Genomic DNA, 20,219 nt, shown 5'->3' with positions numbered 1-20,219 from the left:
TCAGCTCTTGTTCAGCGTGCGGTCCGGCGAAGTGCCGCCCGCCGAGGCCGTGTCGCTGCTGCCGGTCGAGGTGTCGCCGCCCACCTCGGAGCCTGCCGCCCACGAGCTGCCTTGCTGGCGCTGCACGCGCAGGCGGTTGTCGACCTCGGTGACGCCGAACACCGCATCGGCGATCTCCTCGACCACGTATTTCTCGCGGCGCTCGCTGACGGTGCCGTCCAGCGTCACGACCCCATTAGCTACCTCGACGCTGACTTCGCCGACGTCGATATACGGGTTCATCGCCAGCCGTTCGCACACATCCTCGCGCACGCGCTCGTCAGAGCGCCGGTAGCCCTTGGGGCCGGTGGCGCGGCGGCCGGCATGCTGCCCGCCCTGCGTACCGGAGGCGCTGGCCTGGCCGGCGAACGGCGTGCGGCGGCGGTAGCCGGGGTCGTCCGGGTAGACGCGCTGCCCGCCGCTGAACGACTGACCGCCACGACCCGAATCGCCAAAGTAGCCGCCGCCGTAGCTGGGCTGTCCGCTCCGCTGGGCGCGGTCGCGTTCGCTGCCTTCCTGCCAGTGCATGGCCCGGCCGCCTTCGCTGCGGCCGCGCTCTGAGCCCCAGCCGCCCTGGCCGCGCTGATTGCGTTCGCTGCGTTCGTCGCGCTCATAGCGCTCGCCGCTGGATTCGCTGCGGCGCCCGCGCGGACCGAAGCGGTCTTCGTCGCGATAGCCGTAGCCCGATTCGCGTTCCTGGCTGCGGTAGCCGCTGTCCTGCTGCGACGGCCGGTAGCCGCCATAGGCGCTGCTATACGGATGGCCGCTGCCGCCGACATCGGCGGCGCCATAGCCGCTCTCGCCCCAGCTGCCGCGGCGCTGGCCGGCGGGCGTGTCCTGCTGATACCACGGGCCGCCGTGGCGCGAGGATTCGCGCTCGCTGCCCATGCTGCGGCCCTGGCCGCGGCTTTCGTTGCGCTGTTCCTGACGGCGCTCGTCGCGATCCTGGTCGCGGCGGCTTTCTTCCCAGCGCTGGCGGCTTTCATAGCCCTGGCCGCCATACTCGCCCCGGCGCGGGCTGCTTTCGCCGCGCCAGTCCTCGCCCCATTCCTGCCCCCAGTCCTCCGAGCCGCGCCCCTCGCTCTCATCGCGCATCCTTTGCTCGGGGCCGCGGTCGCGGCGTTGCGCTTCGGGCCGGCCGCGGCTGCCGCGGTCATTGCGGAAGTTGAACATATCTGCCTCCTGGCGGTGAGGCCCCGCGCGCCGGCACTGCCCGCAGGCATGTGCGGCAGGCGCCGGAAGCCGTTGACGTTTCGGATATGGAGAAGGCCGCAAAATCCGTGCCCCGGCGCGCAGACGAGCCGGCGCAGTGCCGCATACGCGCGCGCTGTAAGGTTTGCCGTGCGATGTAAGGGTTACGGGCAGCACCGCCGGGCCGGCGCTGCCGCGCGTGCCGGCATGCGGGGCCCGCGCCTTGCGCTTTGCGGCATGGAACTTGCGCGCCACCCTGGCATCTTGCATGGCCGCGGCGCGCCGTCACGCCGGCGTCGCATGGCGCGGCCGACCCCGACAGGAGACACTGCCATGTCCACACCCAAGAGCGTCCCGCCCCAGCACCAGTCGCGCCAGCCGGGCCTGGAAGCCCCGATGCGCCCGCAGCCGGACAGCGGCGCGGACGATTATGTCGGCAGCGGCCGGCTCAACGGTCGCGTCGCGCTGGTCACCGGCGGCGACAGCGGCATCGGCCGCGCCATTGCGGTGGCGTTTGCGCGCGAAGGCGCCGATGTCGCCATCGCTTACCTGAACGAACATGCGGACGCACGCGAGACCGTCAACCTGGTCGAGCAGGCCGGCCGCAAATGCCTGGCCATCGCCGGCGACCTCGCCGACTGCGACCACGCCGAGGCGGTCGCGCGGCAGACGCTGCAGCAGTACGGCAAGCTCGACATCCTGGTCAACAATGCCGCCGAGCAGCATCCCAAGGAATCGCTCGAGGAAGTCGATGCCAGCCAGGTCGAGGCCACCTTCCGCACCAACGTGTTTGCGATGTTCCACCTGACGCGCGCGGTGCTGCCCCACCTGAAGGCCGGTGCGTCGATCCTGAACACCACTTCGGTGACCGCCTATCGCGGCAGCAAGCACCTGCTCGACTATTCGGCGACCAAGGGCGCGATCGTGTCGTTCACGCGCTCGCTGGCGCTGCAGGTGGTGGAGCGCGGCATCCGCGTCAACGGCGTGGCTCCGGGCCCGATCTGGACGCCGCTGATTCCGTCCACCTTCAGCCCCGAGGAAGTGGCGCAATTCGGCAAGAAGACACCCATGGGCCGCCCGGGGCAACCGTTCGAGGTCGCCGGGGGCTATGTGTTTCTGGCCTCGGATGCGGCCAGCTATATCACCGGGCAGATCCTGCACATCAATGGCGGCGAGGTCGTGAACGGATGAGCGAGCGGGCTTGCGCCATGCGCGTGCACGTGCATGTAGTTCGGCGCCGCGTTTGCAAATATTGCATGCAGCGGTCCCGCCGCCTGCCGTGCCGTGCAGATCCTGCGCGGGCGTGGCTCTTGCAATACGGGTGAGATCAGCCTACCGCCATCGGCAATCTCTGGGAGGCATCATGTCATCGATCATCGCGGGACGTTTCGATTCGCTCGCCAGCGCCGAGGATGCCGCGCGCATCCTGTTCGCGCGCGGCTTCTCGGTGTGGGAGGTATCCATCGTGTCAGTGCAGGACCCTGGCAGGGATCAGCAGGACGACGACGCCGCCGCGCAGCAGCGGGCCGACAACGTCATGCTGGCCGCGTGCGTCAACAACGGGCTGGGTTCGGTGGTCATCGACGTGCTGCGCGAAACCGGCGCCAGCCAGCTCGAGCGCGCGCAGGGCACCTGGGAATGCGGGCAGTGGACCGATTTCGATCCGGCCCGGCACGGCGAGCCGGTGCGCGAGGGCGAGGGCGAATACTGGCCGCGGCCGCTGGCCAGCGACGCCACCGCCGAGGAAAGCACCGGCAACGAAGACCCCGGCAGCGAGCTCGAGCACTTCGTCAACCAGAAACGTGTCGAACACGACTGAACGCCCCGCCGAGCCGGCCCCCGGCGCCGAGCCCCTGTTCGCGCCGGTGGTCGTGCCGCGCTGCCCGCGCGGCAAGGCCGTCGCCGAACTGGCGCGGCTGCGTCCGACGCAGCTGACGCTCGGCTACATCCACGTCCACCACAAGATGGAAGTCACGCAGCGCCACGCCGATCCGGAAAACCGCGAGGCGCTGCAGCGCTTCATGCGCCGGCATCGCATCAAGACCGTGGCGGGGCCGGGCGGAGAGCTTTATATCGTCGACCACCACCACTGGGCGCGCGCGTGGCTGGACCTCGGCTACCAGCTGGCGCCGGTGCGGGTGCTGGCGGATTTCAGCGATCTGGACGGCGCCGCGTTCTGGAAGCGCATGCGCGAACTGGGCCATGTCCATCCCTACGATGAACACGGCAAGCGCCAGGGGCCCAGGGCCTTGCCCGCGACCGTGCGCAGCATGCGCGACGACCCGTACCGCAGCCTGGCCGCCTTTGCCCGCGAAGCGGGCGCGTACCGCAAGCCGGACAGCGCCTACGGCGACTTCTGCTGGGCCGGCTTCCTGCGCAAGCGGGTGGAGCAGGACCTGGACAGCATTGCGGGGTTCGGGCTGGCGCTGGCGGAATCGATCAAGCTTGCACGCAGTCCCCGGGCCAGGCGCCTGCCGGGATATTGCGGCGGACCGCTGGAGGGGAAGACCGGCAAACCGGCGAAGCCGTTGAAGACCGGCAAGGGCAAGAACGGCAGGGCCGGATAGCAACAGGGCAGGCGTGTGCCTGCCCTGTGCTGGTATGCCGCCGCGCCGGCAGCGCGGCCCGGCCTCAGGTGCAAGGCCGTTGCGTACCGGTCAACGTTCCGACTTGTGCTTCGGCATGCCCTTGGTCTTGGTCGAAGCCATCTTGTCGAGTTCCTTCTCGCTCATCGACTTGTACATCGAGCGGGAAGGTCCCTTCAGCGAACCGGCCTTCTTTTCGCCGCGCTTTGCGGAGAGTGCCGCTCCGGCGGCCTGCTGTTGCGCCTTGGATTTTGCTGGCATCTGAGTCTCCTTGCGAAAGGTGAAAAGTTGAAAGGACCGGGCGCACGCTGTCGCGCGTGCCCGCGCTTCGTTATAGGTGCCAGGCGCGGCCGCGACAAGCGCGGCCGGCACGCAACCGGCTTGCGCGCTCCGTGCCGCGGTTCGCTGCCTGCCGGACGCTAGATCCGGCCCAGCACCACCAGCAGCACCACGATCAGGACGATCAGTCCCAGGCCGCCGCTCGGCCAGTAGCCCCAGCCGGAACTGTACGGCCAGGCCGGCAGGGCGCCGATCAGCAGCAGGACGAGGATGATCAGAAGGATGGTGCCGATGCCCATGGCGTGCTCCTTGTTCGTGGATCGGGGAAGCCGCGCGGCTTCCGACTCCGAGGCGGCTCCGCAGAGCCATCCGCTTACCGTTCAGCGTAGAACAAGGGGTGCGGGCATCCCTCCGGGCAGGGACTGATATCGATGTAGGAATCGGACGACGCCCAAGTGCGGGCAAGGCAACCCGCGCGGCCCGCGCGGGCGGTGTTCAGGCCGTGTTCAGCCCGTGTTCCACCGCATAGACCGCCACCTGCACCCGGCTGGCCAGGTTCAGCTTTTTCAGGATGTTCTGCACGTGGATCTTCACCGTGCTTTCGGCCACGCCGAGGTCGCGCGCGATCTCCTTGTTGCTTTCGCCGCGGGCCAGGCCCTGCACGATCTCGCGCTCGCGCGCGGTCAGCCGCGGCGCTTCTTCCTGGCGCGGGGCGGCCACGGGCGCGGGCGCGCGGAACTGGGCCACCAGCTTGGCGGTCATGCTGTCGGAGATCACCGGCTCGCCGGCGGCGGCGCGGCGGATGGCGGCGATCAGCGCCTCGGTCTCGATGTTCTTGATCAGGTAGCCGCGCGCGCCGCCGCGCAGCGCGGCGGCCAGCTCCTCGGCCTCCTCGGACACCGTCAGCACGATCACCGCGGTCTGGGGCAGGTCCTCGACCAGCAGCTGCAGCGCTTCGAGCCCGGACAGGCCCGGCATGTTCAGGTCGAGCAGGATCACGTCGGGGCGGTGCTGCTTGGCGCGCTTGATGCCTTCCACGCCGTCGGCGGCTTCGTCGACGATCTCGAAGTCGGCCTGGCGCTGCAGCAGCGCGCGGATGCCCGAGCGGAACAGGGTGTGGTCGTCGATCAGCAGGATGCGGATGGTCATGGCTGGGTCTCGCTCGGGAGGGGCAGGCGGCTAAGGCTGGTGATGGGGCTGGCGCTGCGGTCGCGCCGCGCGGCGCCCTGGCTGCCGACGGGCAGCACCAGTTCGATGCGCACGCCGCTGCCGGGGCTGGCCTGCACGTGCAGCTGTGCCCCCAGCCGCGCGGCGCGCTCGCGCATGATGCTCAGGCCGATATGCGCGTCGGCGCGGGTGGCCAGTTCGTCGGGATCGAAGCCTTCGCCGTCGTCCTGCACCACCAGGCGGAAATCGCGGCCATGGCTGAGCGCCACCGCCACGTGCGCCGCCATGGCGTGCTTGCGCACGTTGGAAAGCGCCTCCTGCAGGATGAACAGCACCTGCAGCTGCTGCTCGGGCGACAGCGGCCAGGCGCCGCCGCGTTCGTCGATGGCCAGCGTGGCCTCGGTGCGGCATTGCCGGCGAAAGCGCCCGACGGTTTCTTCCACCGCTGGGCGCAGCTCGCCGGTGCCCAGGCGCGAGCGGAAATTGTTGAGCAGCTCGCGCACGTCCTGGTAGCTCTCTTCCACGCCATGGCGCAGCATCGGCACCAGTTCGCGGGTCTCGGCCAGGTCGTCGCGCGCGACCGCGTCGTCCAGCAGCTGGACCTGCAGGTTCAGGTAGTTCAGCCCCTGGGCGATGCTGTCGTGCAGTCCCTGCGCCACCAGGTTGCGCTCTTCCACCACCGCCAGCTGGCGCGCGGTGGCGGACAGGCGCAGGTGTTCCAGCGCCGTGCCCAGGTGCTGCGCCAGCGTCTGCAGCAGTTGCCGGTCCGACGGCGGCAGCTTGCGCGGCGCGCGGAAGTGCAGCGCGAACATGCCGGTGGCGCCGCGCTGGCTTTCGATGCGGAACGCCGCCAGCGACTGGAAGCCGTCGCGGCCGCACGGCGTTTCGTCGGCCGCGCCGGCACGCGCCGCGCCGCGCAGGTCGACGATGGCGATCACGGCCTCGCGCGTGGCATCGCCGCAATGGCAGCCGTCGGCCGAGGCGCAGGAATCGGCCTCGGCCAGCGCCGCCGGCAGGCCCGCGGCGGCCAGCAGGTGCATGCGGCCGTGGCGGCTGTCGAGCACGCGCACGCTGCCGCCATCGGCATCGAACTGGCGCATCACCCGCGCCAGGAAGCCTTGTGCCATGGCTTCGGCGTCGGCTGCCTGGTTGAGGAAGGCGGCCATCTCGTACAGCGTTTCCAGGTCGCGGTTGTGGCGCTCCAGCTCGGCGGTCTTCTGCGCCACGCGCGCTTCGAGGTCGTGGTACAGGCCCTGCAGCTCGCCCGCCATGCGGTTGAAGCCCTCGCTGAGGGTGCCGAACTCGTCGCGGCTTTCCACCGGCAGGCGCAGCGAGAATTCGCGCGCGGCCATGCGCCGCAGACCGTCCTGCAGCCGCAGCACCGGCAGGATGATCCACAGGTAGAGCAGGTAGATCACGGCGACCGTGCCGATGCAGGCCATCAGCGCCAGCGCGGTCTGCGACAGGCGCAGCAGGTCGGTCTTGCGCGCGCTGTCGTGTTCGATCATGACGACCAGGCGGTCGGCCTGCGCGACAAAACCCGGCAGCGCGGCAATGTATGCGGCGGGCGATGCGCCGGCCACGGCCAGCGGTCTTAGCCGCTGTTGCCAGTCATGGGTGACGCGGGTCATCTGCGTATGGATGGCGGGCTCGTCCGGCAGGAACAGCGGCCGCGCCGCGTCGCCTTTCTTCAGCAGCGCCAGGGTGGCGTTGAGCGCCTGCACCTGCGCGGGCAGGTCATTGACGCGGCCCGCGTGCGCCAGCGCCAGCTCGATCGCCACGCGGTTGGCGCGCATGCGCAGGCTGCCGGCATCGTTGATGGCGGCGCCGGCGCCTTCCAGCTTCCAGGACAGCCACAGCGTGCCGGAGATCATGCCCAATACCACCAGCAGCACGGCCAGCGACAGCGAGATGATGCGCGTGGAAAGGCGGTGCCGCAGCGCGGGCAACGCGGATGCCGCCGTGGCGGAGGCGGCAGGAGGATCGGTATCTGACATGGTGGTATCGGGGGCTACCAGGGGTCACGCAAGGAGTCGGAAGTGATTTTCTCCGCGCGACAGGCTGGGCTACCTGCGCCAGATCAAGGAAACCCGGCTTTGGCGCGAATTTGTGCCGGCAGCGGCGCATCGCGTCAGGGCGTGTGGCGCCAGGGCGGTTTCCATCACACCGTGATATGTAAAGCCCGCGCCGGACTTGGCCCCGGTCAAGTCCCTGCACGGCGTTGCGCCCTAGCATCGGGCCTTTTGTCCGGGACTGGAGAGAAGAAGCAATGGCCGTATCCACTTCAATCGGCGCACGCATGCGTCACCGCCGTCACGCCACGGGGCGCGCATGAAAGGCGCGGATCTCGACTACGCGCGCGCGCCGCGGCCTGCGCTGGTGTTCGGGTGCCTGATGCCGGCGCCGTGGCTGGGCGCGGCCGCGGGGCTGCTGCTGGCTGCGGGGCCGGCGACCGGTCTGCCAGATCGCTTCGCGCCGCTGGCGCTGGCGGCGGTGCATGCGCTGGCGCTGGGCATGCTGCTGCCGGTGATGGTCGGGGCGCTGTTCCAGATGATGCCGGTGGTGGCGCGCGTGGACGTTCCCGGTGCCGGGCGGCTGGCGCCGTTGATGGCCGCGACCGGCGCGGCGGTCGCGGCTGCGCTCGGTTTCGGCTTGCTGGGCGGTGAGCCGGCGGCGTTGCGGGTTGCGGCTGCCCTGGGCGCGGTGCTGCTGCTGGCGGGCGCGGCGCTGCTTGCCGCGGGCCGGCGCGTGGCCGCGGTGGACGCCACCACGCGCACGCTGGCCGGCATTGGCGCGCCGCTGATGGTGGCGGTGGTCGCCGGCATCGCGCTGGCGGGCACCTTGGGCGGGCTGTGGCGCGGGCCGGTGGCGCAGGCGCTTGGCCTGCATATGGCGTGGGCACTGGGCGGCTGGCTGGCGGCGCTGGTCAGCGGGGTTGCCGCCACGGTGCTGCCGATGTTCTGGCAGACGCCGCGCGCGCCGGCGGCGCTGGCACGCTGGCTGCCGCTGGGTCATTGGGCGCCGCTGGCGGTGTTCAGCGCCGCGCTGGTGCTGTGGCCACGGGAGCCGGTGCTGGCACGGGCCGCGCTGGTGGTGTGGCTGTCGTTCGTGGCGGTGCTGGGGGCATGCGGGCTCGCCGGCACGCTGCGCGCGCGGCGGTGCCACGATCCGCTGTGGCCGTTGTGGCCGGTGGCATGCGCCAGCATGCTCGGCGCGGCGGTGCTGGGAGCGGCGGCGGTGGTCCTGCCCGCGGCGGCGCTGCCGCTGGCGTGGTGGGCGGGCACGATGGCGCTGGTCGGCGTTGGCGTGCTGCCGGTGACGGCGATGCTGGGCAAGATCGTGCCGTTCCTGGTGTGGCTGCACCTGCGCCGGCTGTTGCCGCCAAGGGCGCGCGTGCCGGCGATGCAGGCGATCATCGCGCCGGGCAGTCAGCGCGGGCAGGCGTGGCTGCTGCTGGCGGCCTACGCGGTGCTGCTGGCGCTGCCGCTGGCGCCGGCGTTGCTGGCCCGCGTCGGCGGGCTGCTGCTGGCGGGGGCCAATGCATGGCTGGGATGGCAATTGCTGGCGGCGCTGCGCTGCATGCGGCGGATGCGCAGGTGTGGAGGGTTGCCGCCGCGTGTTGTGGAGGGGATGGGCGTGCCGCCGGTTTGCTCCCCTCTCCCGCCTGCGGGAGAGGGGCGGGGGTGAGGGCAGGCGGTGGCAATAGCGACAGCCTTTACTTCGTCGATGCTCTCGCCCTCACCCCCAACCCTCTCCCGCAAGCGGGAGAGGGAGCACACAAACGGTCAGCCGGCCGCCGGTGTCAGCCCGGCCGGCTTCTCCCCCGTCAGCAGATAGTGCATCAGCTCCGCCACCGGGCGGATGGCCTCGCCGAACGGCAGCGCGCCGCGGCCGCGGAAGAACAGGCCGCGTTCCACGTCGCCGCGTACCGCCTGCGCCAGCTTCAGGTCGATGCAGAACTGGCCGATGCGCGCGATGCCGTCGCGCAGCCCGCAGGCCTGCAGGCAATCGAATCCTTCCAGGCATTCGCGCACGCGGGCGCGGCGCTGCAGGCGCGCTTCGCTCGACAGGTAGCGCTGCAGCCATGGCGTCAGCACCGCGCGCGCGGGCAGGCCGGCCACGCTGGTGAATTCGCGCAGGGTTTCGGGCCGCGCGGTGGCCAGCACTTGCTTGAAGGCCGGATGGGCATCGCATTCCTCGGTCACGGCGAAGGCCGTACCCAGCTGCACCGCGGCGGCGCCTTCGCCCAGCCAGTGACGCACCTTGGCGTGGCTGTCGATGCCGCCCGCCAGGATCAGCGGGATGCTGTCCCAGGCCAGGCCCAGCTGCGCGAACAGTTCGCGGCATTCGCCCAGCACGCGCGAGAACGAGAAGCGGGGCTCGGACAGGTCCTGGATGGTGGCGGCACCCAGGTGGCCGCCGGCGTGCGCCGGGTGTTCGACCACGATGGCGTCGGGCAGCCGGCCCTTCTTCATCCAGCGGCGCAGCACCAGGCCGATGCCGCGCGCCTCGGACAGGATCGGGATCAGCGCCACCCTGGGATGGCCGGCGGTCAGTTCGGGCAGGTCCAGCGGCAGCCCGGCGCCCATGACGATGGCATCGGCGCCGCTTTCGCAGGCTTGCCGCACCAGCGCCGCGTGCGAGCCCACGGCTTTCATCACGTTGACGGCGATCAGGCCGCGGCCCTCGGAGGCGGTGCGCGCGGCGCGGATCTCGCGGTCCAGCGCCTCGAGGTTGGCGGCTTCGATGGCCGGCTTGTCGCGGCTGCCGCGGGTGCGTGCCATCAGGTCGGGGTGGTGGTGGCGCAGGTCGATGCTGGCGATGGTGCCGACGCCGTTCTCGCGCGCGACGGCGCCGGCCAGCCGGTGGGCCGAGATGCCGATGCCCATGCCGCCCTGCACGATCGGCAGCAGGCGACGGCCGCCCAGCTTGAGCCAGGGGTGATTCATAAACGGGTCTCCGGAAGGGGATGGACGCCGGGCCGCACGGCGGCCCCGGCGCGGGGATGACGCGCAAGCGTGGCACAGCGGCACGGGCCCGCGTTTGCCGCAGGTCAAGCGTGGCCGGGTGGCCTGCCATCGGCCTACGCCGACCGGCATAGCCCGTCGCGGCCGGGGTGCCGTTGGCGTGGGTTTGCGCACGGTCAAGCCCCTGCCGCGGGCGCTTGGCTAGCATCGGCCGCTGTCTTCCTTCCCCCGCGCCGCCGCCGGCGCCAGTCCCCGATGACCTGTTCCACCCCCGCCCGATCCGACTCCCCCCCGGCCGCCGCGTGCGCGCCGCGCCGCCCGCAACTGGTTGCGCCCGCCGGCTCGCTGGCGGCGCTGCGCGTGGCCTTGCAGCACGGCGCCGACGCGGTCTACCTGGGCCTGCGCGATGCCACCAACGCGCGCAATTTCGGCGGCCTGAATTTCACCGAGGCCGACATCCGCACCGGCGTGGCCGAAGCCCATGCGCGCGGCGCCGAGGTGCTGTTCGCCATCAACACCTTCGCGCAGATGGGTGCGGTGGCGCAGTGGCACCGCGCCGTCGATGCGGCCGCGGACCTGGGCGCCGATGCCGTGATCATGGCCGACGCGGGCCTGATGGGCTATGCCTGCGCGCGCCATCCGGACCTGCGGCTGCACTTGTCGGTACAGGGCTCGGCCACGCACGCCGATGCCATCGAGCTGATGCGCGAGCGCTTCAATATCCGCCGCGTGGTGCTGCCGCGCGTGCTGTCGCTGGCGCAGATCGGCAAGCTGGCACGCCAGACCGGCGTCGAGCTGGAGGTGTTCGGCTTCGGCAGCCTGTGCGTGATGGCCGAGGGGCGCTGCCTGCTGTCGTCGTATGCCACCGGCGATTCGCCCAACAACAAGGGGGTGTGCTCGCCCGCGCATGCGGTGCGCTGGACCGAGCAGGACGGCACCATGCAGGCACGGCTGTCGGGCATCCTGATCGACAGCTACGCGCCCGGCGAGCCGGCCGGCTATCCGACCCTGTGCAAGGGCCGCTTCGAGGTCGAGGGCGAGCGCGGCTACGTGCTGGAGGAGCCCACCAGCCTGAACGCGCTGTCGCTGCTGCCGGCGCTGATCGACATGGGCATTGCCGCGATCAAGATCGAAGGGCGCCAGCGCAGCCCGCGCTATGTCGGCGACGTGGTCGGCGTGCTGCGCGCGGCGATCGACGCCGCCTGCGCCGATCCGGCGCGCTTCGCGCCGCGCCAGGAGTGGCAGGGCACGCTGGGACGCCATGCCGAAGGCGACCAGGTTACGCAGGGCGCCTACGACCGCCCCTGGCGCTGACACCATGTCACCCACCTGCCTGTATCCGGACATGCTGGACATGCCGGCCACGATGGAGCTTTCCATGCCACACACCGCCGCGGCCGCGATGCCGCACGCCGCCGCGATGCCCGGCTTCGGCATCGCCCTCGGTCCGCTGCTGTACTACTGGCCGCGCGAGGCTGTGCTGCAGTTCTATGCGTCGGTCGCCGACGCGCCGGTCGACCGCGTCTACCTGGGCGAAACCGTCTGCACCCGCCGCCATGAAATCCGTCATGCGCAATGGCTGGAGATTGCGCAGATGCTGCGCGATGCCGGCAAGGAAGTGGTGCTGTCCACGCCGGTGCTGGTCGAGTCCGACACCGATATCGCCTGGATGCGGCGCGTGTGCGCGCAGGACGACTACCTGGTCGAGGCCAACGATCCCGGCGCGGTGCGTTGCATGGGCGGGCGGCCCTTCCTCGGCGGCCCGCATCTGAATGCCTACCATGCCGATACGCTGGCGTGGCTCGCCAGCCTGGGCGCGGTGGGCTGTGTCGCGCCGGTGGAAATGGACGGCACCACGCTGGCCGCGCTGGCGGCGGCGCGGCCCGCCGGCATGCAGCTCGAAGCCTTCGTCTGGGGCCGCCTGCCGCTGGCGTTCTCGGCGCGCTGCTTTACCGCGCGCCATCATCGCCTGCGCAAGGACAGCTGCGAATTCCGCTGCATGGACTATCCCGATGGCCTGGTCGCCGCGACCGGCGAAGGGCAGGCGTTCTTCACGCTGAACGGGGTGCAGACGCAGAGCGCCACCTGCCTTGACCTGTGCGCCGAGACGCTGGCGATGGCGCGAATGGGCGTGGGGATGCTGCGCGTCAGCCCGCATTCGTCGGGCACGCTCGCGGTGGTGCAGCAGCTGGCGGCGATCCGCGCCGGGCAACGACCGCCGGCCGCCAGCGGCATCGCGCCGGCCGGTGCCCAGCCATGCAACGGCTACTGGCACGGCCGCGCCGGCATCGCCTGGGAGGCCCCGGCATGAGCGCGCTGCACAAGCTGATGGCGGGCGTGCACCGGCGCCTGCCGGCACGCGCGCGGGCGCTGCCGCTGGTGGCCGCGTTGGAGCTGGCGCGCCGCGCCGGCTGGCTGGAGCCGCCCGCGGCACTGGATGGGCATGCCTTCCTGCTGACGGTGCAGGACCTGGAGCTGGCCGTGCCGTTCCGCTGCGAAGGCGGGCGCTTCCGCGCCGGCAGCACCGACGCCGAGCCCGCGCTGACGCTGCGTGCCTGCGCCGTGGACTACCTGCGCCTGCTGGGCGGCGAGGCCGACACCGACACCCTGTTCTTCCAGCGCCGGCTGGTCATCAGCGGCGACACTGCGCTGGGGCTGGAGGTCAAGTACTGGCTCGATGCGGCGCCGCGGCCGGCGTGGGTCAGCCAGGCCGCGGCGCGGCTGGTGGCGCTGCATGGCGCCACCGCGGGACGGGCCGGCGCCGCATCCTGAGCGCGGCTCAGGCCTCGCCGTCCAGCATGAAGCGGTTGCGCCCGGCGCGCTTGGCGCGATACATCGCGCTGTCGGCGCGGTGCAGCAGCGGCTCCAGCCGCGGCGTTTCGGGCATGGCCCAGACCGCGCCCACGCTGATCGTCACCACCGGCTGCACTGGCGTGCCCTGATGCGCAATGCCCAGGTCGCGCACCGCGGCCACCATGCGGCGCGCCAGCTCGCGGGTTTCGTCGCGGCTCGCGCCGGGCAGCACCGCGGCGAACTCTTCGCCGCCCAGGCGCGCGCAGAACTGCTCGCCGTGCAGCACGCCGCTGAGGGCGCCGGCGATCTGCCGCAGGCAATCGTCGCCGGCCATGTGGCCATGCAGGTCGTTGTATTGCTTGAACTGGTCAACGTCCAGGATCAGCAGCCCCAGCGGCTGGCCGCGCTCGCACGCGCGCGTCACGGCGGCGATCGATTCGCGCTGGAAGTAGCGGCGGTTGCGGATGCCGGTCAGGGCATCGATGTCCAGGTCCGCCTGCACCTGCCACAGCTGCTCTTCGGTCTGGCCCAGCCGCGCGCTCAGCGCCAGCTCGCGCGACTGGAAGCGGCTGATGTCGCGCAGGAACAGCAGGCTGCCCATCTGCCTGCCATCCAGGCGCGCGACGCGTTCGCCGGTCAGCTCGAACGGCGCGCCCGGCGGCACGAAGGGCATGGCAACACTGTCCGCGGCGTGTGCCTCAGCGTTTGCAGGAGAAGGCCGCAGTGCGGTGTCCCAGCCGGCTGGCAGCGGGTCGCCGCGACGCAGCGCCGGCCACAGCTGCGCCGCCGCGGGATTGAATTCGACGATGGTGCCATGGCCGTCGACGATGACGCAGCCTTCGCCGAGCGCATCGAACACGCGCAGCCGCGCGTAGTGGCCGATATCGTCCAGGTGCGTGCGCAGCCCGCAGAACCACACCAGCGCCGCCATCAGCGAAAACGTCGCCGGCGTCAGGTCGCCGCCCAGCGGCCCGGTCCAGCGGTTGAGATAGGCGACATTGGCCACCAGCGGCAGGGCCAGGCCCCCGCCCAGGATGGCGCGCCCGCGGCGCGACAAGGCGCCGTTGGGGACCTCGGCCGTGACCAGGAAATACAGGCTCAGCGCCAGCAGCAGGTACGACCACGCCGCCACCACGGCATAGCCGATGCCATGGTCGAACACCGCGCCGGGCAGCACGCCGGGCGGCATCAGCGTGATGCGCGGCCACACCAGCCCGTGGCGCTCGTTGGTAAAGACCATCACCACCGTGACCACCGCCGCCAGCACCGGCAGCCACAGCCGCGACCAGGGCACCACGTAGCGCGGGCGGCTCAGGTGCACCATCGCCACCAGCCAGCCGATCGGCACCGCGACGATGCCGAGGTACTGGATCTTGGCCCACAGGATGCGCCCCTCCAGGTCGGTCGAGCTGATCTCGAGCAGGCGGCCGCCGCTCCAGGTGGCCGCGCCGGCGGCCAGCACCAGGAAGGCCTGCACGGTCGGATCGTCGCGCCGCGGCCAGGTGGCGATGGCCATGCCGATGCAGGCAACCACGGCGACGGTAAGCAGGAGAACCAGCGAATATGAGGGCATTGAAGGCGGCGCGCGTCTTCGAGACCCGGGCATGGGTGCCGCCGCCCGGCCAGGCGCACGCCGGTTGCATGCGCTCCGCGATCTCGTCAGCCAGCATGATACCGGGCGGCATCGCTGGCTTGGCAGCGGGTGCGCCGATGCAACAGCGGCCGCGCGGCCGCCGCCCGGTCAAGCGCGCCGTGGCGGGATCAGGACCCGCTCAAACCTGCCTCGGGGTTTCCCGCACCAGCCAGAACGGGATGTCGACGACATCCTGCTGCAGGCCCGGCCACTCGAACCCCATGCCGCGCGTCAGCAGGTGGCCCCAGCCGTCGATCCACTTCTGCTGGGCACGGGCATACAGCTCCAGCATGGCCGAGGCGTAATGCAGCGAACCGCCGAGCAGCGGCAGCTCGCTGGCGATCTCGCGCGCGTAGCGGGATTCGGGGTCGGGCTCCATCATCGTGCCCATGGCGTCGAACTGGATGTTCTCGAACAGGGTGCGGGTGAAGTCCAGGTTGAGTTCGGCCATGCGGTGCCAGGTGCCGGCCAGGTCGGCCTGCATGGCCTCGAACTGCGGCAAGCTGGCGTAGACGGTGGGGAAGGGCCAGAACACCGGCGGCCAGAAGATTTGCGTTGCGGTCATCATCACGGGGATTCTCCAGTGGCGGGCCGGGCGCGCAGTGCGCGGCAGTTGCTGCACACGACGATGGCGCCCGGCTTGGGCATCCGGATCAGCTTATGCGGTAATGGCGCGACTTGCCATGCCGCCGCGGCCCCGGAGCCGGGCCGGGTTCACTTGCAACCCAGCCGCCGGGCCAGCTTGTGCAGGTTGCTGGCGTCGATGCCGAGCTGGCGCGCCGCCTGCGCCCAGTTGCCGCCGTGGTCGTGCAGGGCCTGCGCGATGCAGGCACGCTGGGTGTGCTCGACGGCGTCGCGCAGGGTGATGCCCGCGGCCGGCGCCGGCGCGGCGGGCGGGCTGGCCGCGCCGGTGCCGGCGTGCGTGGCGGTCGACAACTCCAGGCCGTCGAGGTCGAGCAGTTCCGGCTCCAGCGTCACGATGTCATTGCGGCCCGCGCCGCGGCTGACCGCGCGCAGCGCAGCGCGGCTGATCACGTGTTCCAGCTCGCGCACGTTGCCGGGCCAGCGGTAGTGGCGCAGTGCGTCCTGCGCCCCGCCTGACAGCCGCAGGCTGCGCAGGCCCAGGCGGGCACGGTTCAGCTCCAGGAAGCGCCCCGCCAGCAGCAGCACGTCGTTGCCGCGCTCGCGCAGCGGCGGGATCGGGATCGGGTAGACCGACAGCCGGTGGTACAGGTCGGCGCGGAACGAGCCGTCGCGCACATGCTCGCGCAGGTTGCGGTTGGTGGCGGCGATCACGCGCACGTTGACGCGGCGCGGGCGGTCCGAGCCCAGCCGCTGGATCTCGCCGTTCTGCAGCGTGCGCAGCAGCTTGGCCTGGATCGCCAGCGGCAGTTCGCCCACCTCGTCGAGAAACAGGGTGCCGCCGTCTGCGGCCTCGAAGCGCCCCGGGCGCTCGCCGATGGCGCCGGAGAAGGCGCCGCGCGCATGGCCGAACAGTTCGCTCTCGGCCAGCGACTCGGGCAGCGCTGCGCAGTTGACATGCACCAGCGGCTGCGCGCGCCGGCGCGACTGGCGGTGCAGGCGGTGCGCGAACAGCTCCTTGCCCACGCCGGTCTCGCCCAGCAGCAGCACCGGCAGGTCGGTGTCGGCCACCACTTCCAGTTCATGCAGCAGGTTGGCGATGGCCTCGCTCTGGCCGATGATCTCGGCGCCGATGTCGTGCGGGGCCGCGCCTTCCTCGGCATCGGGCGTGCCGCGCGCGAGCTGCAGCGCGCGGATCTCGCCCTCGAGCCGGGTGGTGCGGATGGCGGCCTCGACGATCGCCGTCAGCCGCTGCAATTCGGCCTGGGCCGCGCCGTCGAAGGTGCCGACCGTCAGCGCATCCAGCGTCAGCACGCCCCACGGCTGGCCGTCCACTTCCAGCCGGGTGCCCATGCAGTCATGCACCGGCAGCGGCTCGCCCACGTGCTCGTCGATCAGGCCATCGTACGGGTCCGGCAGCATGCTGTCGTGATGGAAGCAGGTCACGCCGCGGCGCGCCAGGATCGCGGCCAGGCGCGGATGCAGGCCCACCGCAAAGCGCCGGCCCAGCGCGTCGCGCACCAGGCCGTCGACGGCCAGCGGGCGGAGGTGGTCTTCCTCCAGCCGCAGCAGCGCCACCGCGCCGCAGCGGAAATGCGTGCGCAACGCGCTGACCAGCCGCTGCAGGCGCACCGCGTGCGGCAGGTCGATGACGAGGTCGGCCAGCAGGTCGGGATACATGGCGGCGGCAGGAATCATGGTGAAAAACACCGTAAAGGGTGGTTTATACCGTGGCAAGTATAAGGTAGTTAATACCCTGTGTTTTCCAAGACGTTGATTACACGGGGTTTTTAACTGGCACGCTGCTCGCGTATGTCTGGCGATCACCACATCCACACGGAGAAACCCCCATGACGTTACAAGACCATTCGCTGGGCCAGCTGGCCCGCCAGATTCCCGGTGCCACCCGCATTTTCCACGACCACGGTCTGGACTTCTGCTGCGGCGGCAAGCACACCCTGCGCGACGCCGCGCAGCAGAAGGGGCTCGATGCCGCCGCCGTGGCCGCCATCGCAGCACAGCTGCAAGCCCTGCAGAACGACGCGGATCCTTCTGCGCAGGACTGGAACAGGGCCGCGCCGCCGGCATTGATCGAGCATATCCTGGTGCGCTTCCACGCCCGCCATCGCGAGCAGTTGCCCGAGCTGATCCGCCTGGCGCGGCGCGTCGAGCAAGTCCACGGCGACCGGCCGGAGTGCCCGCTTGGCCTGGCCGACCACCTGAGCGAGATGCTGGGCGAGCTGGAATCGCACATGCAGAAGGAAGAGCAGGTGCTGTTCCCGATGCTGCTGCGCGGCCTGCATGCCGCCGCGAGCCGCCCGATCGCCGTGATGCGCGCCGAGCACGACGACCACGGCGTGGCCCTGCAGCGGCTGGCCGAGCTGACCGACGACATCACGCTGCCGCGCGCGGCCTGCAATACCTGGCGCGCGCTCTACCTGGGCCTGCGCGCGCTGCGCGAAGACCTGATGGAACACATCCACCTGGAAAACAACGTGCTGTTCGAAACCGCGGCGGCCACCGCTTCCGCCATCCCGCCGGCCAACGGCTGCGGTTGCTCGGCGCACGCCTGAGCCCGCCCGACACCACCCTCAACGACTTCGCATCATGGGTCCCTACCGCAAACTCTGGTTCCTGCTGATCGCCGTGCTGGCGGTCACTTTCTCCCTGCTCGGCTACTATGGCGTCGAGGTGTACCGGCAGGCCCCGCCCATCCCGGCCAAGGTGGTCACGGCCGAGGGCCGCACGCTGTTCAGCGGCGACGACATCCTCGACGGCCAGACCGCATGGCAGTCCGTCGGCGGCATGCAGCTCGGCTCGATCTGGGGCCACGGCGCCTACCAGGCGCCGGACTGGACCGCCGACTGGCTGCACCGCGAACTGACCGCGTGGCTGGAGCTGGCCGCGCGCGACGGCCACGGCCGCTCGTTCGCGCAGCTAGACGCGCCGGCGCAGGCCGCCTTGCGCGAGCAATTGCGCGCCGAGTACCGCGGCAATGCCACCGATGCGGACAGCAACGTGCTGACCGTGTCTAAGCGCCGCGCACAAGCCATCGCCGACACCGCCGCCTACTACGACCAGCTTTTCTCCGACGCGCCGGCGCTGCACACCACGCGCGAGCACTACGCCATGAAGGAGAACACGCTGCCCAGCGCCGAGCGGCGCCAGCAGCTGACGCAGTTCTTCTTCTGGACCGCATGGGTCGCCTCGACCGCGCGCCCCGGGCATGAAGCCACCTACACCAACAACTGGCCGCACGAGCCGCTGATCGGCAACAAGCCGACCAGTGAAAACGTGGTGTGGTCGGTGATCAGCGTGGTGGTGCTGCTGGCCGGCGTGGGCTTCCTGGTGTGGGCGTGGGCCTTCCTGCGCGGCAAGGAAGAGACGCCGCCGCAGGCGCCCGCGCGCGACCCGCTGCTGTCCGTGGCGCTGACCCCGTCGCAGCGCGCGCTGGGCAAGTACCTGTTCCTGGTGGTGGCGCTGTTCGTGTTCCAGGTGTTCCTGGGCGGCTTTACCGCGCACTACACCGTCGAGGGGCAGAAGTTCTACGGCATCGACGTCTCGCAGTGGTTCCCATACGCACTGGTGCGCACCTGGCATATCCAGAGCGCGCTGTTCTGGATCGCCACGGGCTTCCTGGCCGCGGGCCTGTTCCTGGCGCCGCTGATCAACGGCGGCAAGGACCCGAAGTTCCAGCGCCTGGGCGTCGATGTCCTGTTCTGGGCGCTGGTGGTCGTGGTAGTGGGCTCGTTCGCCGGCAACTACCTGGCGATCGCGCAGAAGCTGCCGCCGCACCTGAACTTCTGGCTGGGCCACCAGGGCTATGAGTATGTCGACCTGGGCCGGCTGTGGCAGATCGGCAAGTTCGCCGGCATCCTGATCTGGCTGGTGCTGATGATGCGCGGCATCCTGCCGGCGCTGCGCGCGCGCGGCACCGACCGCAACCTGCTGGCGCTGCTGACCTCGTCGGTGGTGGCGATCGGCCTGTTCTATGGCGCGGGCCTGGCCTATGGCGAACGCACCAGCCTGACGGTGATGGAGTACTGGCGCTGGTGGGTGGTGCACCTGTGGGTCGAGGGCTTCTTCGAGGTCTTCGCGACCACGGCGCTGGCCTTCATCTTCTCCACGCTGGGGCTGGTGTCGCGCCCGATGGCCACCGCGGCCAGCCTGGCGTCGGCGTCGCTGTTCATGCTGGGCGGGATTCCCGGGACCTTCCATCACCTGTACTTCGCCGGCACCACCACGCCGGTGATGGCGGTGGGCGCCGCGTTCAGTGCGCTGGAAGTGGTGCCGCTGATCGTGCTGGGCCATGAAGCGTGGGAGAACTGGAGCCTGAAGCGGCGCGCGCCGTGGATGGCCGACCTGAAGTGGCCACTGATGTGCTTTGTCGCGGTGGCGTTCTGGAACATGCTGGGCGCGGGCGTGTTCGGCTTCATGATCAACCCGCCGATCGCGCTGTACTACATCCAGGGCCAGAACACCACGCCAGTCCATGCCCATGCCGCGCTGTTCGGGGTCTATGGCTTCCTGGCGCTCGGTTTCACGCTGCTGGTGCTGCGCTATGTACGGCCGGCTTACCGTCTCAGCCCCACGCTGATGAAGACCGCCTTCTGGGGCCTGAACCTCGGCCTGGTGCTGATGATCGGCACCAGCCTGCTGCCGATCGGCATTATCCAGTTCCTGGCCAGCGTCGAGCATGGCACCTGGTACGCGCGCAGCGAAGCCTTCATGCAGCAGCCCATCCTGCAGACGCTGCGCTGGGTGCGCACCTTCGGCGACGTGGTGTTTATCGTCGGCGCGGTGTCGTTCGCATGGCAGGTGGTGCTGGGGCTGGCCACGCGCAGGCCGCGCGCGGCCGATGCCGTCACCGTGGGGATGAAGCCCGCGGCGCGCTGAACGATTAGTGCGCCGAAAGCAGAGTGGCGGGGGGGGGGGGGGGGCGGGGGGCCCGGCCGGGGGGGGGGGGGGCAAAGGGGAGACAAG

General features: G+C 70.9%; 18 protein-coding genes. 9 read left to right on the top strand and 9 right to left on the bottom strand.

From position 1 onward, the window contains the following. Window positions 1-1,212 carry a BON domain-containing protein gene (locus AC3FMM_RS09705; protein WP_115714024.1) on the bottom strand — a complete coding sequence of 404 codons (1,212 nt, stop codon included), beginning with the start codon at window positions 1,210-1,212 and terminating at the stop codon, window positions 1-3. Window positions 1,213-1,563: 351 nt separating this feature from the next. On the opposite strand from AC3FMM_RS09705, the gene AC3FMM_RS09700 reads away from it, so the two are divergent. The 3 genes from AC3FMM_RS09700 to AC3FMM_RS09690 all read left to right on the top strand — a co-directional run bounded on the left by AC3FMM_RS09700 (window position 1,564) and on the right by AC3FMM_RS09690 (window position 3,797). Next, window positions 1,564-2,421 carry an SDR family oxidoreductase gene (locus tag AC3FMM_RS09700; protein WP_115714023.1) on the top strand — a complete coding sequence of 286 codons (858 nt, stop codon included), beginning with the start codon at window positions 1,564-1,566 and terminating at the stop codon, window positions 2,419-2,421. 172 nt (window positions 2,422-2,593) lie between these two features. Then, the gene (locus tag AC3FMM_RS09695; RefSeq protein WP_115714022.1) at window positions 2,594-3,049 is read left to right on the top strand and encodes a hypothetical protein; all 456 of its coding nucleotides are present in this window, start codon (window positions 2,594-2,596) and stop codon (window positions 3,047-3,049) included. Further along, complete coding sequence (locus tag AC3FMM_RS09690) at window positions 3,033-3,797, top strand: ParB-like protein (RefSeq protein ID WP_488686501.1); 765 nt, start codon at window positions 3,033-3,035, stop codon at window positions 3,795-3,797. The genes AC3FMM_RS09695 and AC3FMM_RS09690 overlap by 17 nt, the downstream gene beginning before the upstream one ends. Before the next feature lie 90 nt (window positions 3,798-3,887). Here the strand turns inward: AC3FMM_RS09690 and AC3FMM_RS09685 are convergent, their stop codons facing one another. The 4 genes from AC3FMM_RS09685 to AC3FMM_RS09670 all read right to left on the bottom strand — a co-directional run bounded on the left by AC3FMM_RS09685 (window position 3,888) and on the right by AC3FMM_RS09670 (window position 7,258). Continuing rightward, window positions 3,888-4,076: a DUF3008 family protein gene (locus tag AC3FMM_RS09685; RefSeq protein WP_012356890.1), complete on the bottom strand. Its 189-nt coding sequence runs from the start codon at window positions 4,074-4,076 to the stop codon at window positions 3,888-3,890. A gap of 158 nt (window positions 4,077-4,234) precedes the next feature. After that, the gene (locus AC3FMM_RS09680) at window positions 4,235-4,393 is read right to left on the bottom strand and encodes a DUF3309 family protein (RefSeq protein ID WP_012356889.1); all 159 of its coding nucleotides are present in this window, start codon (window positions 4,391-4,393) and stop codon (window positions 4,235-4,237) included. 196 nt (window positions 4,394-4,589) lie between these two features. Then, window positions 4,590-5,243 (bottom strand): response regulator, encoded by a 654-nt coding sequence (locus AC3FMM_RS09675; RefSeq protein ID WP_111516618.1) that lies wholly within the window; start codon window positions 5,241-5,243, stop codon window positions 4,590-4,592. Then, a complete protein-coding gene (locus AC3FMM_RS09670) occupies window positions 5,240-7,258 on the bottom strand; it encodes a type IV pili methyl-accepting chemotaxis transducer N-terminal domain-containing protein (protein ID WP_488686500.1) in 2,019 nt (672 codons plus the stop codon). Before AC3FMM_RS09670 ends, AC3FMM_RS09675 begins: the two co-directional genes overlap by 4 nt. A gap of 334 nt (window positions 7,259-7,592) precedes the next feature. Here AC3FMM_RS09670 and AC3FMM_RS09665 point away from each other — a divergent pair, with 334 nt between their 5' ends. Then, window positions 7,593-8,948 (top strand): hypothetical protein, encoded by a 1,356-nt coding sequence (locus AC3FMM_RS09665; RefSeq protein WP_326346378.1) that lies wholly within the window; start codon window positions 7,593-7,595, stop codon window positions 8,946-8,948. Between the two features lie 98 nt (window positions 8,949-9,046). On the opposite strand, the gene AC3FMM_RS09660 is transcribed toward AC3FMM_RS09665, so the two are convergent. Next, complete coding sequence (locus tag AC3FMM_RS09660) at window positions 9,047-10,210, bottom strand: NAD(P)H-dependent flavin oxidoreductase (RefSeq protein WP_115714018.1); 1,164 nt, start codon at window positions 10,208-10,210, stop codon at window positions 9,047-9,049. A 273-nt stretch (window positions 10,211-10,483) separates the two neighbouring features. On the opposite strand from AC3FMM_RS09660, the gene ubiU reads away from it, so the two are divergent. The 3 genes from ubiU (at window position 10,484) to ubiT (ending at window position 13,000) form a co-directional block, all read left to right on the top strand. Further along, window positions 10,484-11,542, top strand: coding sequence for a ubiquinone anaerobic biosynthesis protein UbiU (ubiU, locus tag AC3FMM_RS09655; protein ID WP_240987770.1), 1,059 nt, complete (start codon window positions 10,484-10,486; stop codon window positions 11,540-11,542). 64 nt (window positions 11,543-11,606) lie between these two features. Next, entirely contained in the window at window positions 11,607-12,539 is a 933-nt protein-coding gene (locus tag AC3FMM_RS09650; protein ID WP_116314733.1) for a U32 family peptidase, read from the top strand. After that, on the top strand, window positions 12,536-13,000 hold the full coding sequence (gene ubiT / locus AC3FMM_RS09645) for a ubiquinone anaerobic biosynthesis accessory factor UbiT (protein ID WP_115714017.1): 465 nt from the start codon (window positions 12,536-12,538) through the stop codon (window positions 12,998-13,000). Before AC3FMM_RS09650 ends, ubiT begins: the two co-directional genes overlap by 4 nt. Before the next feature lie 7 nt (window positions 13,001-13,007). On the opposite strand, the gene AC3FMM_RS09640 is transcribed toward ubiT, so the two are convergent. The 3 genes from AC3FMM_RS09640 to norR form a co-directional block, all read right to left on the bottom strand. Then, on the bottom strand, window positions 13,008-14,594 hold the full coding sequence (locus AC3FMM_RS09640) for a histidine kinase N-terminal 7TM domain-containing protein (RefSeq protein ID WP_115714016.1): 1,587 nt from the start codon (window positions 14,592-14,594) through the stop codon (window positions 13,008-13,010). A 199-nt stretch (window positions 14,595-14,793) separates the two neighbouring features. Beyond that, window positions 14,794-15,222 carry a polyhydroxyalkanoate granule-associated phasin gene (locus AC3FMM_RS09635; RefSeq protein ID WP_115714015.1) on the bottom strand — a complete coding sequence of 143 codons (429 nt, stop codon included), beginning with the start codon at window positions 15,220-15,222 and terminating at the stop codon, window positions 14,794-14,796. Between the two features lie 146 nt (window positions 15,223-15,368). Then, window positions 15,369-16,934, bottom strand: a complete 1,566-nt coding sequence (gene norR, locus AC3FMM_RS09630) for a nitric oxide reductase transcriptional regulator NorR (protein WP_488686499.1) — start codon at window positions 16,932-16,934, stop codon at window positions 15,369-15,371. Between the two features lie 152 nt (window positions 16,935-17,086). Between norR and ytfE the strand changes: the two genes are divergently transcribed. Together ytfE and AC3FMM_RS09620 are read left to right on the top strand one after the other, a co-directional pair. Beyond that, entirely contained in the window at window positions 17,087-17,809 is a 723-nt protein-coding gene (gene ytfE, locus AC3FMM_RS09625; RefSeq protein WP_414248538.1) for an iron-sulfur cluster repair protein YtfE, read from the top strand. Between the two features lie 34 nt (window positions 17,810-17,843). Beyond that, entirely contained in the window at window positions 17,844-20,132 is a 2,289-nt protein-coding gene (locus AC3FMM_RS09620) for a nitric-oxide reductase large subunit (RefSeq protein WP_116313921.1), read from the top strand. The last annotated feature ends 87 nt before the right edge of the window (window positions 20,133-20,219 follow it).

It is taken from the genome of Cupriavidus sp. 207A1 (assembly GCF_057798955.1).
The sequence above is the reverse complement of the archived record's forward strand: the minus strand, read 5'-3'. Positions and strand labels throughout refer to the sequence as shown.

Bases quoted from the DNA above. Each gene is read 5' to 3' on its own strand.
- AC3FMM_RS09705 (WP_115714024.1), bottom strand. From the start codon at position 1,212: ATGTTCAACTTCCGCAATGACCGCGGCAGCCGCGGCCGGCCCGAAGCG.
- AC3FMM_RS09700 (WP_115714023.1), top strand. From the start codon at position 1,564: ATGTCCACACCCAAGAGCGTCCCGCCCCAGCACCAGTCGCGCCAGCCG.
- AC3FMM_RS09695 (WP_115714022.1), top strand. From the start codon at position 2,594: ATGTCATCGATCATCGCGGGACGTTTCGATTCGCTCGCCAGCGCCGAG.
- AC3FMM_RS09685 (WP_012356890.1), bottom strand. From the start codon at position 4,076: ATGCCAGCAAAATCCAAGGCGCAACAGCAGGCCGCCGGAGCGGCACTC.
- AC3FMM_RS09680 (WP_012356889.1), bottom strand. From the start codon at position 4,393: ATGGGCATCGGCACCATCCTTCTGATCATCCTCGTCCTGCTGCTGATC.
- AC3FMM_RS09675 (WP_111516618.1), bottom strand. From the start codon at position 5,243: ATGACCATCCGCATCCTGCTGATCGACGACCACACCCTGTTCCGCTCG.
- AC3FMM_RS09670 (WP_488686500.1), bottom strand. From the start codon at position 7,258: ATGTCAGATACCGATCCTCCTGCCGCCTCCGCCACGGCGGCATCCGCG.
- AC3FMM_RS09665 (WP_326346378.1), top strand. From the start codon at position 7,593: ATGAAAGGCGCGGATCTCGACTACGCGCGCGCGCCGCGGCCTGCGCTG.
- AC3FMM_RS09660 (WP_115714018.1), bottom strand. From the start codon at position 10,210: ATGAATCACCCCTGGCTCAAGCTGGGCGGCCGTCGCCTGCTGCCGATC.
- ubiU (WP_240987770.1), top strand. From the start codon at position 10,484: ATGACCTGTTCCACCCCCGCCCGATCCGACTCCCCCCCGGCCGCCGCG.
- AC3FMM_RS09650 (WP_116314733.1), top strand. From the start codon at position 11,607: ATGCCACACACCGCCGCGGCCGCGATGCCGCACGCCGCCGCGATGCCC.
- ubiT (WP_115714017.1), top strand. From the start codon at position 12,536: ATGAGCGCGCTGCACAAGCTGATGGCGGGCGTGCACCGGCGCCTGCCG.
- AC3FMM_RS09640 (WP_115714016.1), bottom strand. From the start codon at position 14,594: ATGCCCTCATATTCGCTGGTTCTCCTGCTTACCGTCGCCGTGGTTGCC.
- AC3FMM_RS09635 (WP_115714015.1), bottom strand. From the start codon at position 15,222: ATGATGACCGCAACGCAAATCTTCTGGCCGCCGGTGTTCTGGCCCTTC.
- norR (WP_488686499.1), bottom strand. From the start codon at position 16,934: ATGATTCCTGCCGCCGCCATGTATCCCGACCTGCTGGCCGACCTCGTC.
- ytfE (WP_414248538.1), top strand. From the start codon at position 17,087: ATGACGTTACAAGACCATTCGCTGGGCCAGCTGGCCCGCCAGATTCCC.
- AC3FMM_RS09620 (WP_116313921.1), top strand. From the start codon at position 17,844: ATGGGTCCCTACCGCAAACTCTGGTTCCTGCTGATCGCCGTGCTGGCG.